An 18477-nucleotide genomic window follows, 5' to 3' on the forward strand; every position below is an offset into this window, starting at 1 on the left:
AGGGGGCCGGCCGCCGTCGTCGTTTCCGGCCCGGTCAGAAGCGGTACACCGCCAGTTCCTCCGCCGCTTCAAAGCCGTGCCGGGCATAGAAGTCCTTTGACGCATCAGAGGGTGCGGTGACCATCCGGGCCGCCCCGATGCTCCGGGCAAAGGCCAGGGCCGTCTCCACCAGCGCACCGCCCACTCCGGCATTGCGGTTCGCGGGCAGCACATAGGCGTTGGCCAGATAGACCCAGACGGACGTCGGTTTGCCGGGTTTCGGCATGCGTTCGAAGACCGACAGGTTTAGCATGCCGATCAGGTGCCCCGACGGGTCGTCAGCTACGAAAAAGGTCCGCGGGTTGGCCGCCAGCCAGCTGCGGAAGGCACCCTCGAAGGCCGTGTCCGCCGGCTCATCCCCACCGGCTTCAACCGTCCAAGCTGCCCGGAGCCGTGCGAGCTCGGGGACATCCCGCGGTGTGGCTTTCCGGATCATGGCGCCACCCTACAACGACGGCGGCCGGTGCCCTCCCGAAGGAAGGCACCGGCCGCCGTCGTACGTTCTAAAAGCCCCTAGGCTCCGGAAACCGCCGCGGCGAGCTTGTTCAGGGATTCCTCGAGGTCGTCCTTGGACACCATCGGGAAGGAGACCTGCTTCAGGGTGTCCTTGTCCGTGACGTGGGACCAGTCATAGGTCAGGGTGACCTCGGTGGAGTCAGCACCCTCCGGCTGCAGTTCCCAGACCCACTGCCAGCCCTTGGGCTCGGTGCCGGCCGGAGCGGTCTGCCAGGCGAGGATCTTGTTGTGGTCGTATCCGGTGACGTGGTTGTCCGTCTGGTAGTCGCCCATTTTCTCGTTGTGCATGTTCATGGTGAAGACCTGGCCGGATGCGGTGATGCGGTCGGTCTTCTCGTCCGAAACCACCATGCCGGAACCGTCCAGCTCGTGGTGGCGTTCGGGGTTGGACAGCAGGTTGAAGATGTCCGCTGCCGAGGCATCGATGACCCGGGAAACTACAACGCTCGTCTGATCAGTGGTCAAGAAACTCTCCTTCGATGGATGGATCGTACTTTTTCCACGGCGGCCGGCCGGTGGGCCGGCGCCGAAGCCTGTGCGTACCGCGCCCAACTTAGCCGGGCGTGTCCTGCTCTGCTTCCTGCAGGTTCCAGCCGGTGATGTACGGCGGATCCTGCCCTTCGTCGCGGGTGTACTGCCGGGCACGTGCCCGTTCGTCCTGCAAATGCTGCCGGAAGGACGCCTGCGTCGATCTCAGCGACGCTACCCGGTCCAGCACGTCGATGGCCAATTGGAACCTGTCAATCTGGTTCAGCATGGCCATGTCGAAGGGCGTGGTGGTGGTGCCTTCCTCCTTGTAGCCGCGCACGTGCAGGTTCTCGTGGTTGGTGCGCCGGTAGGTCAGCCGGTGGATCAGCCAGGGATAGCCGTGATAGGCGAAAATCACGGGCTTATCCTGCGTGAACAGCGTGTCGAAGTCACGGTCGGGCAGTCCATTCGGATGCTCGCGCGGATCCTGCAGCACCATCAGGTCCACCACGTTAACCACCCGGATTTTCAGTTCCGGCAGCTGGTCCTTCAGCAGCGCCGCAGCCGCCACCGTTTCCAGCGTGGGCACGTCGCCGGCGCAGGCCATGACGACGTCGGGTTCGGTCCGGACGCCGGTGCCGGAACCTTCGCTGCCGGCGAAGTCCCAGATGCCGATGCCGCGTTCCACATGCAGCAGTGCCTGCTCCGGATCCAGCCACACCGGGGCCGGCTGCTTGCCGGAGACCACCACGTTGACCCGGTCCCGGCTGGCCAGGATGTTCCCCGCCACGGCCAGCAGGGTGTTGGCGTCCGGCGGCAGGTAGACCCGGATCACTTCGGCTTTCTTATTCACTACATGGTCAATGAAGCCGGGGTCCTGGTGGGAGAACCCGTTGTGGTCCTGCTGCCAGACGTGGCTGGAGAGCAGGAAGTTCAGCGACGCAATGGGCTGGCGCCAGCTCAGGGACCGGCTGACCTTCAGCCACTTGGCATGCTGGTTGAACATGGAATCGACAATGTGCACAAAAGCCTCGTAGCAGTTGAACACACCGTGCCGGCCGGTCAGCAGGTACCCCTCCAGCCAGCCCTCGCACAGGTGCTCGCTCAACACCTCCGCCACGCGGCCGCTGCGGGCCAGATGCTCGTCGAGTTCGTCAATCCGCTGCTGCCAGGCCTTGTCCGTGACGTCGTAGACGGCCTGGAGCCGGTTGGACGCGGTTTCGTCCGGGCCGAAAATTCGGAAATTGGATGGGTTTTTCCGGATCACTTCGCGCAGGTAGCCACCAAGGTTAAACATCGGGCTGACGCGTTCCGAGCCCGGATGGTCGATCTTCACGGCGTGGTCGGCATACTCCGGCAGGTGCAGGTCCTGCAGCAGCCGCCCGCCGTTGGCGTACGGCGTCGCGCTCATCCGCAGGTCCCCTTCCGGGGCCAGCGCGGCAATCTCGTCGACGAGCCGGCCGTCTGCGTCAAACAGTTCATCGGGCCGGTAGGACTGCAGCCATTCCTGCAGCTGGGCCAGATGTTCGGGATTGTCGTGTATTTCGGACAGCGGCACCTGGTGGGCCCGCCAGGTGCCTTCCACCGGCAGCCCGTCGACCACGCCGGGTCCGGTCCAGCCTTTGGGCGAGCGGAACACGATCATCGGCCAGCGCGGAGCGTGCTGCTCCATCGCGTCAGCGCCGGGGATGTCCGGGGTTACGGCGGCCATTTGTCCGGTGCGGTACGGCGCCTGGATTGCGGTGATTTCCGCCAGGCAGGTCTCCAGCACTGCTGCGAAGTCCTCGTGCGCCTGCCGGACGGCAGCGGGATCCTCCACCGTCACCACGTAGGGGCGGTAGCCGTAGCCTTCGAGCAGTTTCAGCAGCTGCTCCTCCGGCATCCGGGACAGGATGGTGGGGTTGGCGATCTTGTAGCCGTTCAGGTGCAGGATGGGCAGCACCGCTCCGTCCACGGCCGGGTCGAGGAAGCTGTTGGAATGCCAACTGGCGGCCAGCGGGCCGGTTTCGGCCTCGCCGTCGCCAATCACCGTGGCGGCCACCAGATCCGGGTTGTCGAAGACCGCGCCGTAGGCGTGGGCCAGGGAATAGCCCAGTTCCCCGCCTTCGTGGATGGAACCGGGAGTCTCCGGCGCCGCATGGCTGGGGATTCCGCCGGGGTAGGAGAATTGCCGGAACAGGGTGCGCAGGCCCTCTTCGTCGCGGCCCACGTGGCTGTAGATCTCCGAATAGGTGCCTTCCAGCCAGGCATTGGCAACATTCGCCGGTCCGCCGTGTCCGGGTCCGGTAATGAGCAGGACGTTGCGTTTTTGCTCGCGGATCAGCCGGTTCAGGTGCGCGTAGATGAAGTTCAGCCCGGGGGTGGTCCCCCAGTGGCCCAGCAGCCGGGCCTTGACGTCGGAGGCTTCCAGCGGCCGGCGCAGCAGCGGATTATCGCGCAGGTAGATCTGCCCGGCGGAAAGATAGTTCGCTGCCCGCCACCAGGCATCCACGCCGTCCAGGGCACTGTCGGAATGCGGTTCGGTACCGGGGATGCGCTCCGCGGAGGCGGCACTGGTCTCGGTCATCTGAGGATCCTTTCCAGTCGGTGTCGCCGTGGCGGGCGGTTAGACGGATTCCACCACGACGTCGGACGGTTTCTTATCCGGGCGCAGGCCGCGCCAGACGGGATGGCGCAGTTTTCCGGTGCCGGTGCGCTCGGAGAAGGTCACTTCTCCCACCAGCGCCGGCCGCACCCACTGGGCGTCGGAGGCATCGGCGGACGGCACATCGTCCAGCGGGGCCGTTTTGCGGGACATTTTCTTCAGGCGAGGACCGATGGTGGCGAGGTCCTTCTCACTCAGGCCGGAGCCCACCCGGCCGATGTACTTCAGGTCGACACCGTCCGGTACGGCTACCAGGAGGGAGCCGACCTTGTTCTGCCGGTTGCCCTGCCCGGGGCGCCACCCGACCACCACTACTTCCTGGGTGAGCTGGTTCTTCAGTTTCAGCCAGTTCTTCGAGCGCCGGCCGGGGGCATAGGTGCTGCTGCGGCGCTTGGCCATCACGCCTTCCAGCTGCAGTTCCCTGCTGGCTGCCACCGCCTCGTCCAGGGACATGTCCAGGGCGGGAGGAACCTGGAGGTGGCCGTCGGGGACGGGTTCCACCGCCTGCTCGAGGATCTCCCGGCGCTGCTCATAGGTGAGGTCCTCCAGCGAGTTCCCGTCCAGCCAGAGCAGGTCAAAAACCATCAGGTGCACGGGCGTTCGTCCCGCGGCGGCGGCGATGTCCCGGGGCCGAGTCAGGTGCATGCGGGGCTGCAGCAGCCCGAAGTCGGGGCGCCCCGCCTTGTTAAGCGCGACGATCTCGGCGTCCAGCACGGCACGCTCGCCGTTGAGGTGTGCACTGAGGTCCTGCAGCTCCGGATAAGCGGCCGTCATGTCGTTGCCGTTGCGGGAGATCAGCCGGGTGCCTTCCGGCGTCACCGTGACAACGGCACGCACACCGTCCCATTTCATCTCGAAGGCCCACTCGTCGTCGTCATTGATCTCGGCCCGGCTGCCGAGCGTGGCCATCATCGGCTCGAGCGAGGGCACCGATGCCTCTTTCGCGTCGCGGGCCACTTTCGCGGTGTCCACGGACGAGGTTTTCGCCGGGGCGGCAGCCGTGGCCGGCCGGGTCCGGGCTGCGGCTGCCACCGACTCCGTGGGCGATTCCGGCGCATCCGCGGGCCCGCCCGAGGGAGCAGCGGTGGACTCCGGAACTTCGGGCTTTCCCATTTCCCCCGGCTTCGGCTGGTCCTTCATGAGGTGGATCAGCCAGTTGTTGTTCGCCTTGTCCCCGCCCGAACCAGTATGGATGAGCGCGTAGCGGCGGTCGGCGGCACCTTCCCGGGCCAGGCCGCCGTCGGGCTGGCCGTGCAGTACGGCGATGACTTCCTTGCCGTCCCGCCATTTCTCCCGCTCATAGGTGCCGTGATCCCAGATGGTGACGTCCCCGCCGCCATATTCCCCTTTGGGAATATGTCCCTCAAAAGTGCCGTAATCCAGCGGATGATCCTCAGTCTGTACGGCCAGGTTGTTCTTTCCGGAGGTCGACGGCGGGCCCTTGGGCAGCGCCCAGGACACCAGCACGCCGTCGTGTTCGAGCCGGAAGTCCCAGTGCAGCCGGCGGGCGTGGTGTTCCTGGATCACGAAGCTGTTGCCTTCGGACGGGGTGGACGGTTCCTCCGGAACCGGCTCCGGTGTCTTCGCAGCGTCCCGCATGCTCCGGTATTTGGTCAGCCGGTCCGCGCCGCCGCCGGCGGACCGAGCCTCACCGGATGCCTCGTCGGATGCCTCCGTGGCTTCCTCCAGCGCCTCCCCGTCGAAGGCACCGCTTTCCATGCCGGCGAGCGGCTCGGCCCCGTCGCGGATACGGTCCAGGACCTGGGTGTAGTCCAGCTGCGCCAGATCCGGATTCTCGAGTTCTTCCCAGGTCCGCGGTGCAGCCACCGTGGGAGTGAACCGGCCGCGCAGCGAATAAGGGCAGATGGTGGTCTTGTTGCCGTTGTTCTGGCTCCAGTCCACCAGCACCTTGCCCTTGCGAAGCGTCTTCTTCATGTCGCTGACCACCAAATCCGGATGGTCGGCTTCCAGGGCGCGGGCCAGTTCATGGGCCACCGCATTGATGTCGTCGGAGCTCTGGCTGCCGTCCAGTGCGGCGTAGAGGTGGATACCCTTGGAGCCGCTCGTCACGGGCCGGGCATCCAGACCCATATCGGAGAGGATGGCCCGGGCCAGGCGGGCCACCTCGGCGCACTCGGCCAGCCCCACGCCTTCGCCGGGGTCGAGGTCCAGCACCATGCGGTCGGCGTTGCCGAGTTTCCCGCGGGGACCGAACTGCCACTGCGGCACGTGGATTTCCAGTGCTGCGGACTGGGCCAGCCACGTCAGCGTGGCCAGGTCGTTGACCAGCGGATAGATGTTGGTGCCGCTCTTGTGTTCGATCGGGAACCGCTTCACCCAGGACGGCGCGGAGTCCTCAATGTTCTTCTGGAAGAACACCTGTCCGGGATGCTCCGGCGTCCCCACGCCGTGCACCCACCGCTTGCGGGTCGCCGCACGGTTGCGCGAGTGCGGCAGCATGTACTCGGCCACGGCGGCATAGTAGGCAATCACGTCCGCCTTGGTGGTGCCCGCTTCCGGATACAGCACCTTGTCCAGGTTGGTGAGACGGAGCCGGTGCCCCTCCACGCTGACGGTTTCCGAGTTCTTTCCTCCACCTGTCGCCATGCCCCCTAGTCTTACCGGGATGCCGGACAAATGCCAGTATTTCATCAGGGGGCTTATCAATTTGCCGCGCAAGTGCCGTGGTCGGCACCGGCGACCTTCACTACGTTTCGCGCAGAGCATCGCACGGACCTGACCACCGGGGGCAACGCGTGTGTATGTTGGAAAAATGACAGAACGCCAGCAGGTCCTGGTCACCGGTGCCACCGGCTACATCGGCGGGCGGCTGGTTCCGCTGCTGCTCGAGGACGGTCACAGCGTCCGGGTCCTGGCCCGCTCCCCCGAAAAGCTTTCCGATGTGCCGTGGGCAGCGGACGTCGACATTGTCCAGGGTGACCTTTCCGACCGGGAATCCGCGGCAAAAGCCTTCACCGGCATCGACACGCTGTATTTCCTGGTGCATTCCATGGCCTCCGGCAAGGGATTCAGCGACCAGGAGTCGGCCATTGCGCATCTGGTGGCCGATGCCGCTGCGGAAGCCGGCGTGCAGCGGATCGTGTATCTGGGCGGACTGCACCCCGAAGGCGAGCTGTCGCCCCATATGAAATCCCGGACCGAAGTGGGGCGCATCCTCCTCGAAGGCGAGGTGCCGGCGGTGGTGTTCCAGGCCGGCGTCGTCATCGGGTCAGGGTCCGCGTCCTTCGAGATGATCCGGCACCTAACGGAAACGCTGCCCGTCATGCCGGCACCGAGCTGGGTGCGGCGCCGGATCGAACCCATTGCCGTCCGGGACGTGCTGCACTATCTGGTGCGGGCGGTGGACATTCCCGCTGATGTGAACCGCACCTTCGACATCGGCTCACGCGAAGTCCTCACCTACGCGGAAATCATGAACGGGTACGCGGAGGAGGCCGGGCTGCCCCGCCGGCGCATCTACGCGCTGCCGCTGCCCGCCCCGCGGCTGGCGGGCCTGTGGGTGGCCCTGGTGACGCCCATTCCGCGGGCCATGTCGCTGCCGCTGGTTGAATCCCTGCAGCATGACGCCGTGGCCAAGGAACACGACATTGACCGCTTCGTGCCGCTGCCCAACGGCGGGCTGACGGACTACCACGACGCCGTGCGGCGGGCCCTGGGCAAGGAGAAACGCGGCGAGGTGGAGACCACCTGGGCCAACGCCTCGGCGTCGTCCGATCTCGCCTCCGATCCCCTGCCGAGCGATCCGGACTGGGCGGGCCAGACCGTGTACGTGGACTCGAGGCAGCGCCGCGCCTCGGTGGACCCGGCCGCGGTCTGGCAGGTCATCGAAGGGGTGGGCGGCCGTAACGGCTGGTATTCGCTGCCCATGGCGTGGGCCATCCGCGGAATCCTGGACAAGACGGTGGGCGGGGCCGGCCTGAGCCGCGGCCGGCGCAATCCCACCACCCTGTTCACCGGTGACGTGGTGGACTGGTGGCGGGTGGAACTGCTGGAGCGCGGGACCCTGCTGCGGCTACGCGCCGAGATGCGGGTCCCGGGCAAGGCCTGGCTGGAAATGCGCGTGGACCCGGACGGCGCAGGTGGAAGCATGTACCGGCAGCGGGCCATTTATTTCCCGAAAGGGCTTGCCGGGAAACTGTACTGGTGGGTTATTGCACCCTTCCACGGTTTGATCTTTCCCTCCATGGCGAAAAACATCACCCGGCAGGCAGCGCGGCTGGAGGGTCCTGCGCCGACGGCATAAGCGGCAATTCAGTAACGGTGTCCCGGATATCCTCAGAAGCTAATATCATCGGTAGGATAATAGGCGCCGGACCAGCCGGCTCATCTGCCATAGTGCCGGTTTCCGTCTGCCTGACGGCCCCGGTGGATACTTTGAGGGGACCTGGCTGTGCAGGACAAAAAGAGCCGCAAGTGGCCGATGGCCGTGGCCGTAGCGGCCGTTCTGGTTGTGGGTGGAGGAACTGCCTGCTCCGCCGGGCCAGCGGATTCCACCGCCCCTTCGGCGGGCGTTTCATCGTCGGCGACGCCCTCTGTCCAGGCCGCCCCGGTGTCCATCACCACCACGCCGGCTGACGGTGCCGTGGGCGTCAACCCGGCAGATGCTCCCTCCGTCAGTGCCGTCAACGGGGAGATCGAGAAGGTGACGCTGAAGCCGGAGGCCGGCGGGGAACCCGTTTCCGGCGTGCTGTCCGCCGACGGAGCCACCTGGACCGCCGATGCTCCACTGGCGTTCAACACCAAATACGGCATGGAAGTAGTGCTCACCGATTCCGCCGGCAAGGAAACCACGCGTCGACACGGCTTTGAAACCGTGCTCCCGGCGAATGAGGCAAATGCCTTCATGTACCCGCAGGACGCCGCGAGTGTGGGCGTGGGCCAGCCCATCGACATCACCTTCAGCGAACCCGTTACGAATAAGGACGCGGTGGAGCAGGCCATCACGGTGACCAGCACCTCCGGCCAGGCCGGAGCGTTCTTCTGGATTACGGACAACCGGGTCCGCTACCGGCCGGAAGCCTTCTGGGCGCCCAACAGCGCCGTTACCGTGGACATGCAGCTGTTCGGCGTGGACTTCGGCAACGGCATGATCGGCAACTTCAACGAGACCCGCACGTTCAACACGCACAACACCCGCCTTGCCGTGGTGGATAACGCCACCAAGACCATGCAGGTCTTCCTCGACGGGCAGCTGGTCCGGACCTTCCCGGTCACCCTCGGCGAGCCGACCTGGCCCTCGCCGTCCGGCTACCAGGTTGTCGTCAGCCAGCATGAGAAGCTGCCCTTCCGCGCCGAAAGCATCGGGCTCTCCCCCGGAGATCCCGACTACTACGAACCGTTTGACGCGTCCTGGGCCAGCCGCCTGACCAGCAGCGGCGTCTTCGTCCACCAGGCGCTCGACGGTGCCGTGGGTGCCCTGGGGCGGATCAACGTTTCCCACGGCTGCGTAGGAATGTCCGCCGAGGGCGCCAAGTACTTCTACGACACCTTCGATGCCGGAGATGTGGTGCAGGTGCTGAACACCGAAGCCGGGCCGGTCTCCATTGATGACGGCTACGGCGACTGGAACATTCCCTGGGACCAGTACGCGGGCCAGCCCTAGGCTTCCACGCGCAGGCCCAGCTGGGCCGCGAGCAGCGGGACCAACTGCAAAAGCTGCTGTTCGTCCACGGTGAAGCCCCTCAGTCCGTCCATTTTCCCAACGCTCCGGAATTCGGATCCGCGCAGGTCCGCGTCCTCCGCCGTGCCGCCGCCCAGCAGCAGCGAATCGATCCGGCAGTTCCGGAACGCCACCCGCTTCAGGCGGGCGCCTTCGAGGTCCAATTCCCCGATAATGCAGTCCGAGACCAGCACATTGGTCAAGCTGCAGTCCCGCAGGTCAAGGAAGTCGATCTTGCCGCCCTCAATCCGGACGGAGTTCCAGATTCCGCTGTGAAGATCGGCGGAGCCCAGGCGTGGATTGGAGATTTCCACGTCCTTGAAAGCGCTTTTCGCTGCCCTGAAAACGGGTGCGTACAGGTCCTGCAACGTTGATTCCAGGAACCGGGCGGCGGTGAGGTCGGCGTTGTCCATGCTGACCCCGGTGAGGCTGCATTCAGAGAACACCGCTCCGCGCAGCTCAGCTCCGGCGAAAGATGTTCCGTCCCAGGCGACCGCTTCCTGATGGCTGCCTACCGCGACGTCAGCGCCGTCGGAGAGATCCTGCAGCCGGACCGGTTCAAGCACCGGCGGTTGTGTTCCGGCCTTTCGGGAACGCACCATGCCTAGGCGGACTTCCGGCCGAAGAGGAAGTACGCGATGGGGCCGGCGAAGTTGATGCCGCATGCAGCCATCCACCATCCACGCCGGCCCCGGATGAGGTCCTTCGGGCGTCGCTTCAGGTCCCGCAGTGCGGCCGCCGCGAGTAGGACCTGAAGCCCGGTCAGGGCACCGAGCCCCTTTTTCTGTCCGCTGCTCAGATCCCGAAGTTTTTTCTTGGCCATGGCCGTGCCTCCCGGCGGGTCGCTTCCCGCCGGCAGTCGCCGGACGGGTCCTAACCCCGATTATCCGCTACTGGCCGCTTGGAGCAGCAACCTGCCCTGCCGAGCCCAGCACCGAGTGCCCGCCAAGGCGGTGATACGTCCGGTTGTGGTAGACGAGCGGCTCCTGGTCCGTATTGCCGGGCAGGATCTCCAGGACGGTGGCGGCAATCAGGACGGAGCTCCCCACGGGGATCCTGCCCTCGATCCGGCACCGCAGCGCCACGGGGGCTTCCTCCAGGACAGGTTCGCCGCCGGGAAGCATCCGGATTGGCGTGGAGCCGAACCGGTCTGCGCCCTGGCGGGCAAACAGTGCCGCCAGTGACGCATTCGCGGCTCCAAGGAGATGGACGACGACGGTCTCGGATCCGGCAATTACGCCGGCCGTCCCTTGCGTCGAGGCCAGGGAGAAGGACAGGATCGGCGGTTCTGCCGACACGGAGGAAACCGAAGAGGCGGTCAGGCCCACCGGACCGCTGCCGCCGCCGGCGGTAATAATGGCTACACCCGCTGGATGTGCCCGAAAGGCGTCCTTGAATGCATCCGTCACATTCCGCTCGCACAGAGCCGTATCCCGCGTCATTAGTGTCCTTCCGCAGATCAACCCGTCAGGGGTATTCCACAACGCTAGAACCTCAACCTTAGTTGAGGTCAAATCGTTTAGAGATCCAGCGCTCGTGCGCCGGTGCCGGTGCCGGAATCGTCGGGATTCACGAACCGGCACTGCGCCAATGAGAGACAGCCGCAGCCGATGCATCCGCCCAACCGGTCCCGCAGTGCCTGCAGATGGCGGATGCGGGTATTGAGTTCCTGCTGCCAGGCTGCCGAAAGCCGCTGCCAGTCGGCCTGGTCCGGCACGCCGTCCGGGGGAAGCTCCGCAAAAGCCCGGTTGATGACGGCCAGAGGAATGCCGGCCTGCTGTGCGGCGCGGATCACGGCTACCCGGCGCAGCACCGAACGGTCATAGCGCCGCTGGTTCCCCTGGGTCCGGCGGCTGGAGAGCAAGCCCTGCCGCTCGTAAAAGTGCAGAGCGGAAACGCTGACCCCGCTGCGTTCGGCCACCTGCCCCACGGAAAGTTCAACGCGGGCCGGGCCGGTTCCGGGTGTCGTTTCCATGGCACCGCCTTCCTTGACTGCACCCATTATCCGCCTTCGAGGGGCGTCTCCGCGCGCCGGGGCGGGGGTGCCTCCACGTGCCGGGGCGGGGGCTGGACGGATCGGAAGGAATCCGCCGGAGCAATGTTTCAACCGCGAACAATCCGGCACAAAACTTTCCCCACAAACGCCGGTTTCCGGAAACCTTTCCCGTAGGATTCGGAACATTCCCGGTGAAAGCCATTCAATTCGACCGCTAAGAGGTAATTGTGCAAGTAGAAATCCGCCATAGCCCGGCTTATGCCGTCGCCCGCTGCTTTCTTGCTCCGAATGAATCCATAAAAGTTCAGCCGGGGGCAATGATGGCCCACTCCTACGGAGTCACCCTTACCGCCAAAGCCGACGGTGGGTTCATGAAGGGCCTCGGGAAAATGATGGGTGGAGAAAGCTTCCACACCACGGTTTTCACTGCTCCCGCCCATGGCGGCTGGGTGGATGTCATTTCCAACTCCGTCGGAGACGTGGTCTCCGTGGCCGTGGACAACGCGACGGGGTTCCGTTTGACGAAGGGCGCCTGGCTGGCCAACGACGGGAACCTTGACGTAGGCCCGGATGCTTCCCTCAACGGCATGTTTTCCGGGTCCGGCCTGATTGTGCTGAGGGTCAGCGGCCAGGGCAACCTCCTGGTTTCCTCCTACGGCGCCCTGGATGTTGTCTCCCTGAAAGCAGGTGAGGGGTTCACCCTCGACACCGGCCACCTCGTGGGCTGGGAATCGAGCGTCCAGATGAGGACCCGCAAGTCGGCCGGCATCCTCAACTCCCTCAAGAGCGGAGAAGGCCTCGTCGTGGATCTGCAGGGCCCGGGTGATGTCATCATGCAGACCCGCGTCTTTAGTCCGGTCGCCTGACGCTGCCCCGGCACTGGCGGCCGGAGCGGCGGCGTGGAAAAGTGTCCCTACCGCGGCGAAAACCGCTGCTCCAGCAGCCGGCGGAGATGCCGCAGTCGCGAAGGAGACAGCCGTGGAACCTGTGTTCCCCTCAGAGAAGCCGGGCACGCTGGTCTTCCTGCCGGGGACCGGCAGGCCCAACCCGCAGCTGACGGACCGCATCCGGGAACAGGCGTCCGAGGTGCCGGGGTTGTCCGAATACCGCGTGCTGGCGGTTGACTGGGCAGCAGGGACACCCGATGACATCAGCTTCACTCCGGCACTTCCTCCGCGGTATGTGGCCGATGATCCACCCGGCGTCTCCGACGCGTCCCTGGCGCTGGCGCTCTTCGGCATGGACCTTCGCGCCGCTGATCCGCTGAGGCAGGCAGCCTCAGCCGGTGCTCCACCCGCTGCCCCGGATGCTGCTTTCCTGGGGGAAACCTTGCAGGATCTGGTCCTGCGGGTGCTCACGGACGCAGGTATCAGGCACCGGATCCGCCTGACCGATGCCGCCGGTACCTTCTTCGGCAAAATCGCTTTCTACCTGCGCCACGGTCCCGCAGCCCGCGCCAGCATTGCAGATGCCCTCCGCGGCACGGACCAGGACGCGCCGGTGGTGCTGTTCGGCCACAGCCTCGGTTCCGTTGCGGCCGTTGACCTGCTCAGCTCCCCGCAGGCAGAGGGCATCCGGGCGGACCTGCTGGTCACCGCGGGCTCCCCGGCTCCGTGGTTTTACCTGCTCGACGCCCTTGCCTATCTGGGGCCGGGGCGTGGCGGCACGGGCCCGGCCGTTCCGTGGGTGAATTTCTGGGATGAACGCGACCTGCTTTCCTTCTGCGCTGAACGGGTTTTCGCCGGCCGGGAAATGAACGTATCGGACAGCGAGGTGCACTCCGGCAAACCCTTTCCGGAGTCCCACACCGCCTATTTTTCCCATCCGACCGTGTACCGCCTGCTATGGAAGAGCCTCCTGGAGGCACGTGCAGGGAAACCCGGCTCTGGCAACGGAACCGGAAGTTAGTGTTCACTGGACTACATGAGAGCGATCTGGAAAGGTGCCATTGCCTTTGGCCTGGTTAATGTGCCGGTCAAGGTTTATGCCGCCACCGAGGACCACGATGTCAGCCTCCACCAGGTGCACGGCAAGGACGGCGGGCGGATCCGCTACCAGCGCCGCTGCGAAATCTGCGGCGAGGTGGTGGAGTACAAGGACATTGCCAAGGCATACGACGACGGCGAGCAGACCGTGGTCCTTACCGACGAGGACCTGGCCTCCCTTCCCGTGGAGAAAAGCCGGGAAATCGACGTCGTGGAATTCGTGCCCAGTGAACAGGTGGACCCCATCCTGTTTGACCGCACGTATTACCTGGAGCCGGATTCCAAGTCCACAAAGTCCTATGTCCTGCTGCGCCGCACCCTGGAGGACACTGACCGTACGGCAATTGTGCAGTTCTCGCTCCGGCAAAAGAGCCGGCTGGGCGCCCTGCGTGTGCGCGGCGACGTCCTGACCCTGCAGACCCTGCTGTGGGAGGACGAGGTCCGGGACGCCAGTTTCCCTTCCTTGGATGAAAAGGTCCGCATTTCGGCCAAGGAACTGGAAATGTCCTCGGCCCTCGTGGATTCTTTCAGCGGGGACTTCGATCCTTCGGAGTTCACCGACGATTACCAGGAACAGCTGAAAACCCTCATCGACGCGAAGCTCGAACAGGGGGATTCACTCGACACGGAGGAAACCTTCGGTTCAGAATCCGAGGAGGATGAAGGCGGCAAGGTCCTGGATCTCATGGAGGCCCTGCGCCGGAGCGTGGAGAAGAACCGCGGCGCCAAGGGCGGTTCCGGCACCGACAAGGCCGGCAAAGACGACGAAGGCGCCAAAAAGACACCCGCCAAGTCCAGGACCTCGACCTCAAAGAACTCAAAGAGCACCGCTAAAACCCGGAAAGGCGCCTAGACACCATGGCATCCCGCAATTTCTTCACGGATCAGTTCGGCCGGCAGACCATCTTCAAGGTGCCCAACGGCCCCCTTATCGGCTGGGGGGTGTTCGGCGCGGCGTCCATGATGGCACTGACCCCCCGCAATGCCGGACTGTTGAAGAGCCTCAGCAAAGGCTGCCTGATTCTCTGGGCGCTCGGGGAAACCTTCGGCGGCGACAGCGGGTTCCGCCGAAGCGTCGGCGCGGCTACGTTGCTGCGCCAGGTCACCGGCAGGGAGAACCCGGCCCCCGCGGCAGCAAAAAAGTAGGCGCGGCAGCGGGCGCCGGGTTGCGGGAGGGGCCGCCGGGCCCGGCCCCGGAACCTACTGGCGGTACCCCTCGACTTCACCAACGGGGCGCTCCTGCGCCTCGTCCGGGTCCTGGCCGGCGTCGATCTTGGCCCGCCGCTGACGGAGCAGATCCCAGTACTGGTCGATCTGTTCCTCTATCCGGCGCAGCTCCGCCGCGTGCTTTTGGGGCTCCGCTCCGGGATCCTCCTCGCGGAGGGCCTGTTCCTGCTCGACAAGTTCCTGAATCCGTTGCTGAATTTCCTGTGTGTCCATGCACCTACGCTAACCGGGGCGGACACCGGTTTCCACCTGCGGTTCCAGGGTCCGGTCAGCTCTGCGGGGCGCAGCCGGCGAAGAAGTCCTTCAGGTCCGCGTTGCTCTCCACGGGCTGGCGGTACTCATCCGAGAGCACCCGCAGGACGGCTTCTTCATACTCGTCATTCGTGGAGGCCAGCGCCTCCCGGGCAAACCGGACCCGGAAATTATTCGCAAAGGCGTCAGCAGCCGTCTGCGCAACGCAGTTGTGGGTGGCGACGCCGGCGAGGACCAGGGTTTCCACATCCCAGTTCCGCAGCCGCAGGAGGACGTCGGTGCCTACGAAGGCGCTGTCACGGGTCTTCACCAGACGCGGGAGATCCGCGTAATCAAGGCCGGGAACGAAGTCGGCCTGGGCGCTTCCGCTGAAGATGAACCCCTGGTCGTCATCGAGCATGCTCAGCGTCCACGTGGACTTATCCCGCTCATGCTCCGTGCACACCATCAGCACCGGAACACCGGCGGCTTTCGCCCAGCCGATGAGCTCGTTGGTCTTTTCCACCAGCCGTTCCTGATGTTTCGCCAGCTCAGGGCTTTCGAAGTAGGCGTTCTGCATGTCAATGACCATCAGTGCGGCGGACAACTCAGGTTCCTTTCGACTAGACCCCCCAGGGGCGGGCGGGTCTCGTGGAACCAGTCTGCCAGCACCTCACCGCCGCAGGTCAAACCCGGCAACGGCCCTGCAGATACCGCACGGCGCGGAAGGCCTAGTTGGGAATCGACCCTTCGCCGGGATTGGGGTTGCCCCGGTAGGACCCGCCCTCGCTCTGCCGGCCGAGGAAAATACCCAGCAGGATCATCGCCACGGCCAGGACCGCGTGCAGCCAATTGTCCGCCGTGTTAAACGGAACGAAGTTGGCATCAGAGTCCAGCGGAACGAGCAGGCCGTAAATGAAGAGCACAGCGTAGAGAATGCCTCCGCCCAGCAAATAGAGCCGGGCGGAGGAATGCCGCCGGGCCATCGCAAGCCCTGCAAATCCCAGCAGCATGTGGACCACGTTGTGGAGCACCGAGACCTGGAAAATACCCAGAAGCGCGGCTTCCGAAGCGTAACCGGCAAAATACAGCTGGCCGTAATTGATGGTGGCCCCGGGAATGAACCCCAGGGCGCCGATCAGCAGGAAGACAATACCGAAGGCAAGGGCGGCTTTCTGCGCACTGGTCCTACGCGCTGAGAGGCCGCCGGAACTGTAGCTGGAGTATGCCATGAGAACTCCTCTGCTCCGCAGCACCGGAGGACCGGACCGGGAGGATTCGGTGATCAGGACTTTAAACTGTTGCACAATTGGGGCAAGGTGGGAAGCATACTGACTTTCAGTGACCACGAAGGGGAACCAATGAGTTTTGCTCCGAAAACCGCCATAGTCACCGGCTCTGATTCCGGGATAGGACGTGCCACCGCGGTGGCGCTGGCGAAAGCCGGGCTGGATGTGGGCATCACCTGGCATTCAGACGAACAGGGGGCGAATGAGACTGCGGAGGAAGTCCGCTCCCACGGGCGCAACGCCGTCGTTGCGCGCCTGGACACCACCGACCTCCCGGGCTGCGGCGACGTAGTGGATTCGCTGACCGAGCAGCTGGGCGGCCTGGACGTGTTCGTCAACAATTCGGGGACCGGCGACGGCGAGAAGTTCCTCGAGCTCAGCTACGACTCCTGGCGGACCACCCTGGACACCAATCTGAGCGGGGCGTTTGTCTGTCTCCAGCGGGCAGCTCAGCGCATGGTTGCTGCCGGCAACGGCGGCCGGCTTATCGCCGTCACCAGCGTGCACGAAGTCCAGCCCCGAGTGGGTGCAGCCGCCTACACCACGTCCAAGCACGGGCTGGGCGGGCTGATGAAGACCATTGCCCTGGAGCTGGGCAGTTACGGCATCACTGCCAATTCCATACAGCCGGGTGAAATCTCCACCCCGATGAACGACGCAGCAGACGTTGATCCGGAATCCGAGGACCGTCCGGGCATTCCCCTCGGCCGACCCGGCCATGCCTCCGAAATCGCCGACGTCGTCGCGTTCCTGGCCTCCCCGGCGTCGTCGTATGTCACCGGCGCCACGTGGGCCGTCGACGGCGGCATGCTCCAGATGGGCCCGCAGGGCGGCTCGCACATCACCTCCAACGAATGGCGGGAGGGATAGTGAAATCTCTTTGGCTCGACACCGCACCCGCCATACCCACCGATCCTTTTGAACCCGGAGCAGCCTACGACACCGTGGTGGTCGGCGCCGGACTCACCGGCCTGACCACGGCGGCCCTGCTGGCCCGCAGCGGACAGCGGGTGGCCGTCCTGGAAGCACGCACGGTCGGCGCCGTCACCACCGGCAACACCACGGCGAAGGTCTCCCTGCTGCAGGGAACCCAGCTGTCCGGCATCACCTCGCACCACAACGCGGAAATCGCCCGCCAGTATGTGGAAGCCAACCGCCAGGGGCAAAGTTGGCTGCTGCGTTTCTGCGATGAGAACGGGATCGGCTACGAGGTACGGGATGCCTACACCTACGCCACCACCGAGCAGGGGCTCAAGAGCCTGCGGAAGGAACAGGAGGCCGCCGAGGCGGCAGGGCTCGACGTCGAGTTCACCACGGAGACCGAACTTCCCTTCGCAACCACCGGTGCGCTCAGACTCCGCGACCAGGCGCAGATCCACCCGCTGGCGGTTCTCGCGGGGCTGGCAGAGGACTACCGGAAGCACGGCGGCATCCTCATCGAAGGTGTCCGGGTGACCGGTGCCCGGCATGAGGAAGGCACCGGCATCAAGGTCGGAACGGGTAAGGGCGAGGTGACCGCCCGGCATCTGGTGCTGGCCACCGGCATCCCGATCCTGGACCGGGGCGGCTACTTCGCGGTGCTGAAACCGGAGCGCTCCTACGCCGTCGCGTTGCCTGTGACGGGCCAGGTCCCGCAGGGAATGTATCTCTCCGTCGATACCCCCACCCGTTCGCTGCGGACCGCGGAGTCAGACGGCATTTCCTACCTGCTGACCGGCGGTAACGGCCACACGGTCGGACGGAAAAAGCACACCCAGGAACTGGTGGATGACCTGGTGGACTGGACCGTGGAGAACTTCGCGGTGGGCAGCGCCGCCAGTTACGCCTGGTCCGCGCAGGATTATGCCCCGGCGCGCAGCCTGCCCTATGTGGGGCAGTTGCCGCTCATGGGCTCGAACATCTACGTGGCCACCGGGTACAACAAGTGGGGCATGACCAACGCCGTTGCTGCTTCGCTGGCGTTGAGCGCGGAGATACTCGGTGGAGAGAACCCGTGGGCCCGTGAGCTCTACAAACCCCGGGTGGCTCCCCTGGACGCGGCATCAACGCTCAAGGACAACGCCGAGGTGGGGCTTTCCATGCTCACCGGCTGGGCCGCCGGACTGGCCAAGACCGCGGATGCCGCTCCGCCGGAGGGCCAGGGCGTGGTCTCCCGGGAAAACGGCAAGCCCGTAGGGGTCTGCACCGTGGCAGGGGTGACCAACCGGGTCTCCGCTATCTGCCCGCACCAGAAGGGCGTCCTGAACTGGAACGACGCCGAGCAGTCCTGGGACTGCCCGCTGCACGGCTCCCGTTTCGCGGCCGGCGGAACGCTGCTCGAGGGCCCCTCGGTGAAAGACCTCGACCCCGCCTGATAGCCGGGTCCGGTTAAACCAAAGAACTGCGGATGCCGTGCAGGGCAT

General features: G+C 65.4%; 19 protein-coding genes. 8 read left to right on the plus strand and 11 right to left on the minus strand.

What is annotated here, in order from left to right:
- Positions 1-34: 34 nt before the first annotated feature.
- The 4 genes from AC5RT8_RS08860 to AC5RT8_RS08875 all read right to left on the minus strand — a co-directional run bounded on the left by AC5RT8_RS08860 (position 35) and on the right by AC5RT8_RS08875 (position 6274).
- Positions 35-475 (minus strand): GNAT family N-acetyltransferase, encoded by a 441-nt coding sequence (locus tag AC5RT8_RS08860; protein ID WP_494095343.1) that lies wholly within the window; start codon positions 473-475, stop codon positions 35-37.
- Between the two features lie 77 nt (positions 476-552).
- Positions 553-1020, minus strand: coding sequence for an SRPBCC family protein (locus AC5RT8_RS08865; RefSeq protein WP_494095344.1), 468 nt, complete (start codon positions 1018-1020; stop codon positions 553-555).
- An 88-nt stretch (positions 1021-1108) separates the two neighbouring features.
- Positions 1109-3589 (minus strand): phosphoketolase family protein, encoded by a 2481-nt coding sequence (locus AC5RT8_RS08870; RefSeq protein WP_494095345.1) that lies wholly within the window; start codon positions 3587-3589, stop codon positions 1109-1111.
- 39 nt (positions 3590-3628) lie between these two features.
- A complete protein-coding gene (locus tag AC5RT8_RS08875; protein ID WP_494095346.1) occupies positions 3629-6274 on the minus strand; it encodes an ATP-dependent DNA ligase in 2646 nt (881 codons plus the stop codon).
- 166 nt (positions 6275-6440) lie between these two features.
- Here AC5RT8_RS08875 and AC5RT8_RS08880 point away from each other — a divergent pair, with 166 nt between their 5' ends.
- Together AC5RT8_RS08880 and AC5RT8_RS08885 are read left to right on the plus strand one after the other, a co-directional pair.
- Positions 6441-7931: an SDR family oxidoreductase gene (locus AC5RT8_RS08880; protein ID WP_494095347.1), complete on the plus strand. Its 1491-nt coding sequence runs from the start codon at positions 6441-6443 to the stop codon at positions 7929-7931.
- 147 nt (positions 7932-8078) lie between these two features.
- Entirely contained in the window at positions 8079-9290 is a 1212-nt protein-coding gene (locus AC5RT8_RS08885; RefSeq protein ID WP_494095348.1) for a L,D-transpeptidase, read from the plus strand.
- Here the strand turns inward: AC5RT8_RS08885 and AC5RT8_RS08890 are convergent.
- The 4 genes from AC5RT8_RS08890 to soxR form a co-directional block, all read right to left on the minus strand.
- Positions 9287-9913, minus strand: coding sequence for a pentapeptide repeat-containing protein (locus tag AC5RT8_RS08890; RefSeq protein ID WP_494095349.1), 627 nt, complete (start codon positions 9911-9913; stop codon positions 9287-9289). The two genes, AC5RT8_RS08885 and AC5RT8_RS08890, sit on opposite strands and share 4 nt — an antisense overlap.
- Before the next feature lie 38 nt (positions 9914-9951).
- On the minus strand, positions 9952-10170 hold the full coding sequence (locus AC5RT8_RS08895; RefSeq protein WP_494095350.1) for a PLDc N-terminal domain-containing protein: 219 nt from the start codon (positions 10168-10170) through the stop codon (positions 9952-9954).
- 67 nt (positions 10171-10237) lie between these two features.
- Positions 10238-10789: a flavin reductase family protein gene (locus tag AC5RT8_RS08900; protein WP_494095351.1), complete on the minus strand. Its 552-nt coding sequence runs from the start codon at positions 10787-10789 to the stop codon at positions 10238-10240.
- A 77-nt stretch (positions 10790-10866) separates the two neighbouring features.
- On the minus strand, positions 10867-11322 hold the full coding sequence (soxR, locus tag AC5RT8_RS08905) for a redox-sensitive transcriptional activator SoxR (protein ID WP_494095352.1): 456 nt from the start codon (positions 11320-11322) through the stop codon (positions 10867-10869).
- A 248-nt stretch (positions 11323-11570) separates the two neighbouring features.
- Here soxR and AC5RT8_RS08910 point away from each other — a divergent pair, with 248 nt between their 5' ends.
- The 4 genes from AC5RT8_RS08910 to AC5RT8_RS08925 all read left to right on the plus strand — a co-directional run bounded on the left by AC5RT8_RS08910 (position 11571) and on the right by AC5RT8_RS08925 (position 14474).
- Positions 11571-12209, plus strand: a complete 639-nt coding sequence (locus AC5RT8_RS08910; RefSeq protein ID WP_494095353.1) for a TIGR00266 family protein — start codon at positions 11571-11573, stop codon at positions 12207-12209.
- Between the two features lie 112 nt (positions 12210-12321).
- Complete coding sequence (locus tag AC5RT8_RS08915) at positions 12322-13251, plus strand: hypothetical protein (protein ID WP_494095354.1); 930 nt, start codon at positions 12322-12324, stop codon at positions 13249-13251.
- A gap of 15 nt (positions 13252-13266) precedes the next feature.
- Positions 13267-14181, plus strand: a complete 915-nt coding sequence (gene ku / locus AC5RT8_RS08920; RefSeq protein ID WP_494095355.1) for a non-homologous end joining protein Ku — start codon at positions 13267-13269, stop codon at positions 14179-14181.
- 5 nt (positions 14182-14186) lie between these two features.
- Positions 14187-14474, plus strand: a complete 288-nt coding sequence (locus AC5RT8_RS08925) for a hypothetical protein (RefSeq protein ID WP_494095356.1) — start codon at positions 14187-14189, stop codon at positions 14472-14474.
- 54 nt (positions 14475-14528) lie between these two features.
- On the opposite strand, the gene AC5RT8_RS08930 is transcribed toward AC5RT8_RS08925, so the two are convergent.
- From AC5RT8_RS08930 to AC5RT8_RS08940, 3 genes are all read right to left on the minus strand, one after another.
- A complete protein-coding gene (locus tag AC5RT8_RS08930) occupies positions 14529-14768 on the minus strand; it encodes a DUF2630 family protein (RefSeq protein ID WP_494095357.1) in 240 nt (79 codons plus the stop codon).
- Positions 14769-14823: 55 nt separating this feature from the next.
- Positions 14824-15393: a cysteine hydrolase family protein gene (locus AC5RT8_RS08935; RefSeq protein WP_494095358.1), complete on the minus strand. Its 570-nt coding sequence runs from the start codon at positions 15391-15393 to the stop codon at positions 14824-14826.
- A gap of 124 nt (positions 15394-15517) precedes the next feature.
- Entirely contained in the window at positions 15518-16018 is a 501-nt protein-coding gene (locus tag AC5RT8_RS08940; protein WP_494095359.1) for a DUF4383 domain-containing protein, read from the minus strand.
- 129 nt (positions 16019-16147) lie between these two features.
- Here AC5RT8_RS08940 and AC5RT8_RS08945 point away from each other — a divergent pair, with 129 nt between their 5' ends.
- The gene (locus AC5RT8_RS08945; protein ID WP_494095360.1) at positions 16148-16945 is read left to right on the plus strand and encodes an SDR family oxidoreductase; all 798 of its coding nucleotides are present in this window, start codon (positions 16148-16150) and stop codon (positions 16943-16945) included.
- Entirely contained in the window at positions 16945-18429 is a 1485-nt protein-coding gene (locus AC5RT8_RS08950; protein WP_494095361.1) for an FAD-dependent oxidoreductase, read from the plus strand. The genes AC5RT8_RS08945 and AC5RT8_RS08950 overlap by 1 nt, the downstream gene beginning before the upstream one ends.
- Positions 18430-18477: the final 48 nt, after the last annotated feature.

It is taken from the genome of Arthrobacter sp. Ms25 (genome assembly GCF_059090365.1).

What these genes read in the sequence shown, in the direction of transcription:
- AC5RT8_RS08875 (WP_494095346.1), bottom strand. Translation starts at nt 6,274, where the DNA reads ATGGCGACAGGTGGAGGAAAGAACTCGGAAACCGTCAGCGTGGAGGGG.
- AC5RT8_RS08900 (WP_494095351.1), bottom strand. Translation starts at nt 10,789, where the DNA reads ATGACGCGGGATACGGCTCTGTGCGAGCGGAATGTGACGGATGCATTC.
- AC5RT8_RS08930 (WP_494095357.1), bottom strand. Translation starts at nt 14,768, where the DNA reads ATGGACACACAGGAAATTCAGCAACGGATTCAGGAACTTGTCGAGCAG.
- AC5RT8_RS08925 (WP_494095356.1), top strand. Translation starts at nt 14,187, where the DNA reads ATGGCATCCCGCAATTTCTTCACGGATCAGTTCGGCCGGCAGACCATC.
- AC5RT8_RS08880 (WP_494095347.1), top strand. Translation starts at nt 6,441, where the DNA reads ATGACAGAACGCCAGCAGGTCCTGGTCACCGGTGCCACCGGCTACATC.
- ku (WP_494095355.1), top strand. Translation starts at nt 13,267, where the DNA reads ATGAGAGCGATCTGGAAAGGTGCCATTGCCTTTGGCCTGGTTAATGTG.
- soxR (WP_494095352.1), bottom strand. Translation starts at nt 11,322, where the DNA reads ATGGAAACGACACCCGGAACCGGCCCGGCCCGCGTTGAACTTTCCGTG.
- AC5RT8_RS08895 (WP_494095350.1), bottom strand. Translation starts at nt 10,170, where the DNA reads ATGGCCAAGAAAAAACTTCGGGATCTGAGCAGCGGACAGAAAAAGGGG.
- AC5RT8_RS08870 (WP_494095345.1), bottom strand. Translation starts at nt 3,589, where the DNA reads ATGACCGAGACCAGTGCCGCCTCCGCGGAGCGCATCCCCGGTACCGAA.
- AC5RT8_RS08945 (WP_494095360.1), top strand. Translation starts at nt 16,148, where the DNA reads ATGAGTTTTGCTCCGAAAACCGCCATAGTCACCGGCTCTGATTCCGGG.
- AC5RT8_RS08860 (WP_494095343.1), bottom strand. Translation starts at nt 475, where the DNA reads ATGATCCGGAAAGCCACACCGCGGGATGTCCCCGAGCTCGCACGGCTC.
- AC5RT8_RS08940 (WP_494095359.1), bottom strand. Translation starts at nt 16,018, where the DNA reads ATGGCATACTCCAGCTACAGTTCCGGCGGCCTCTCAGCGCGTAGGACC.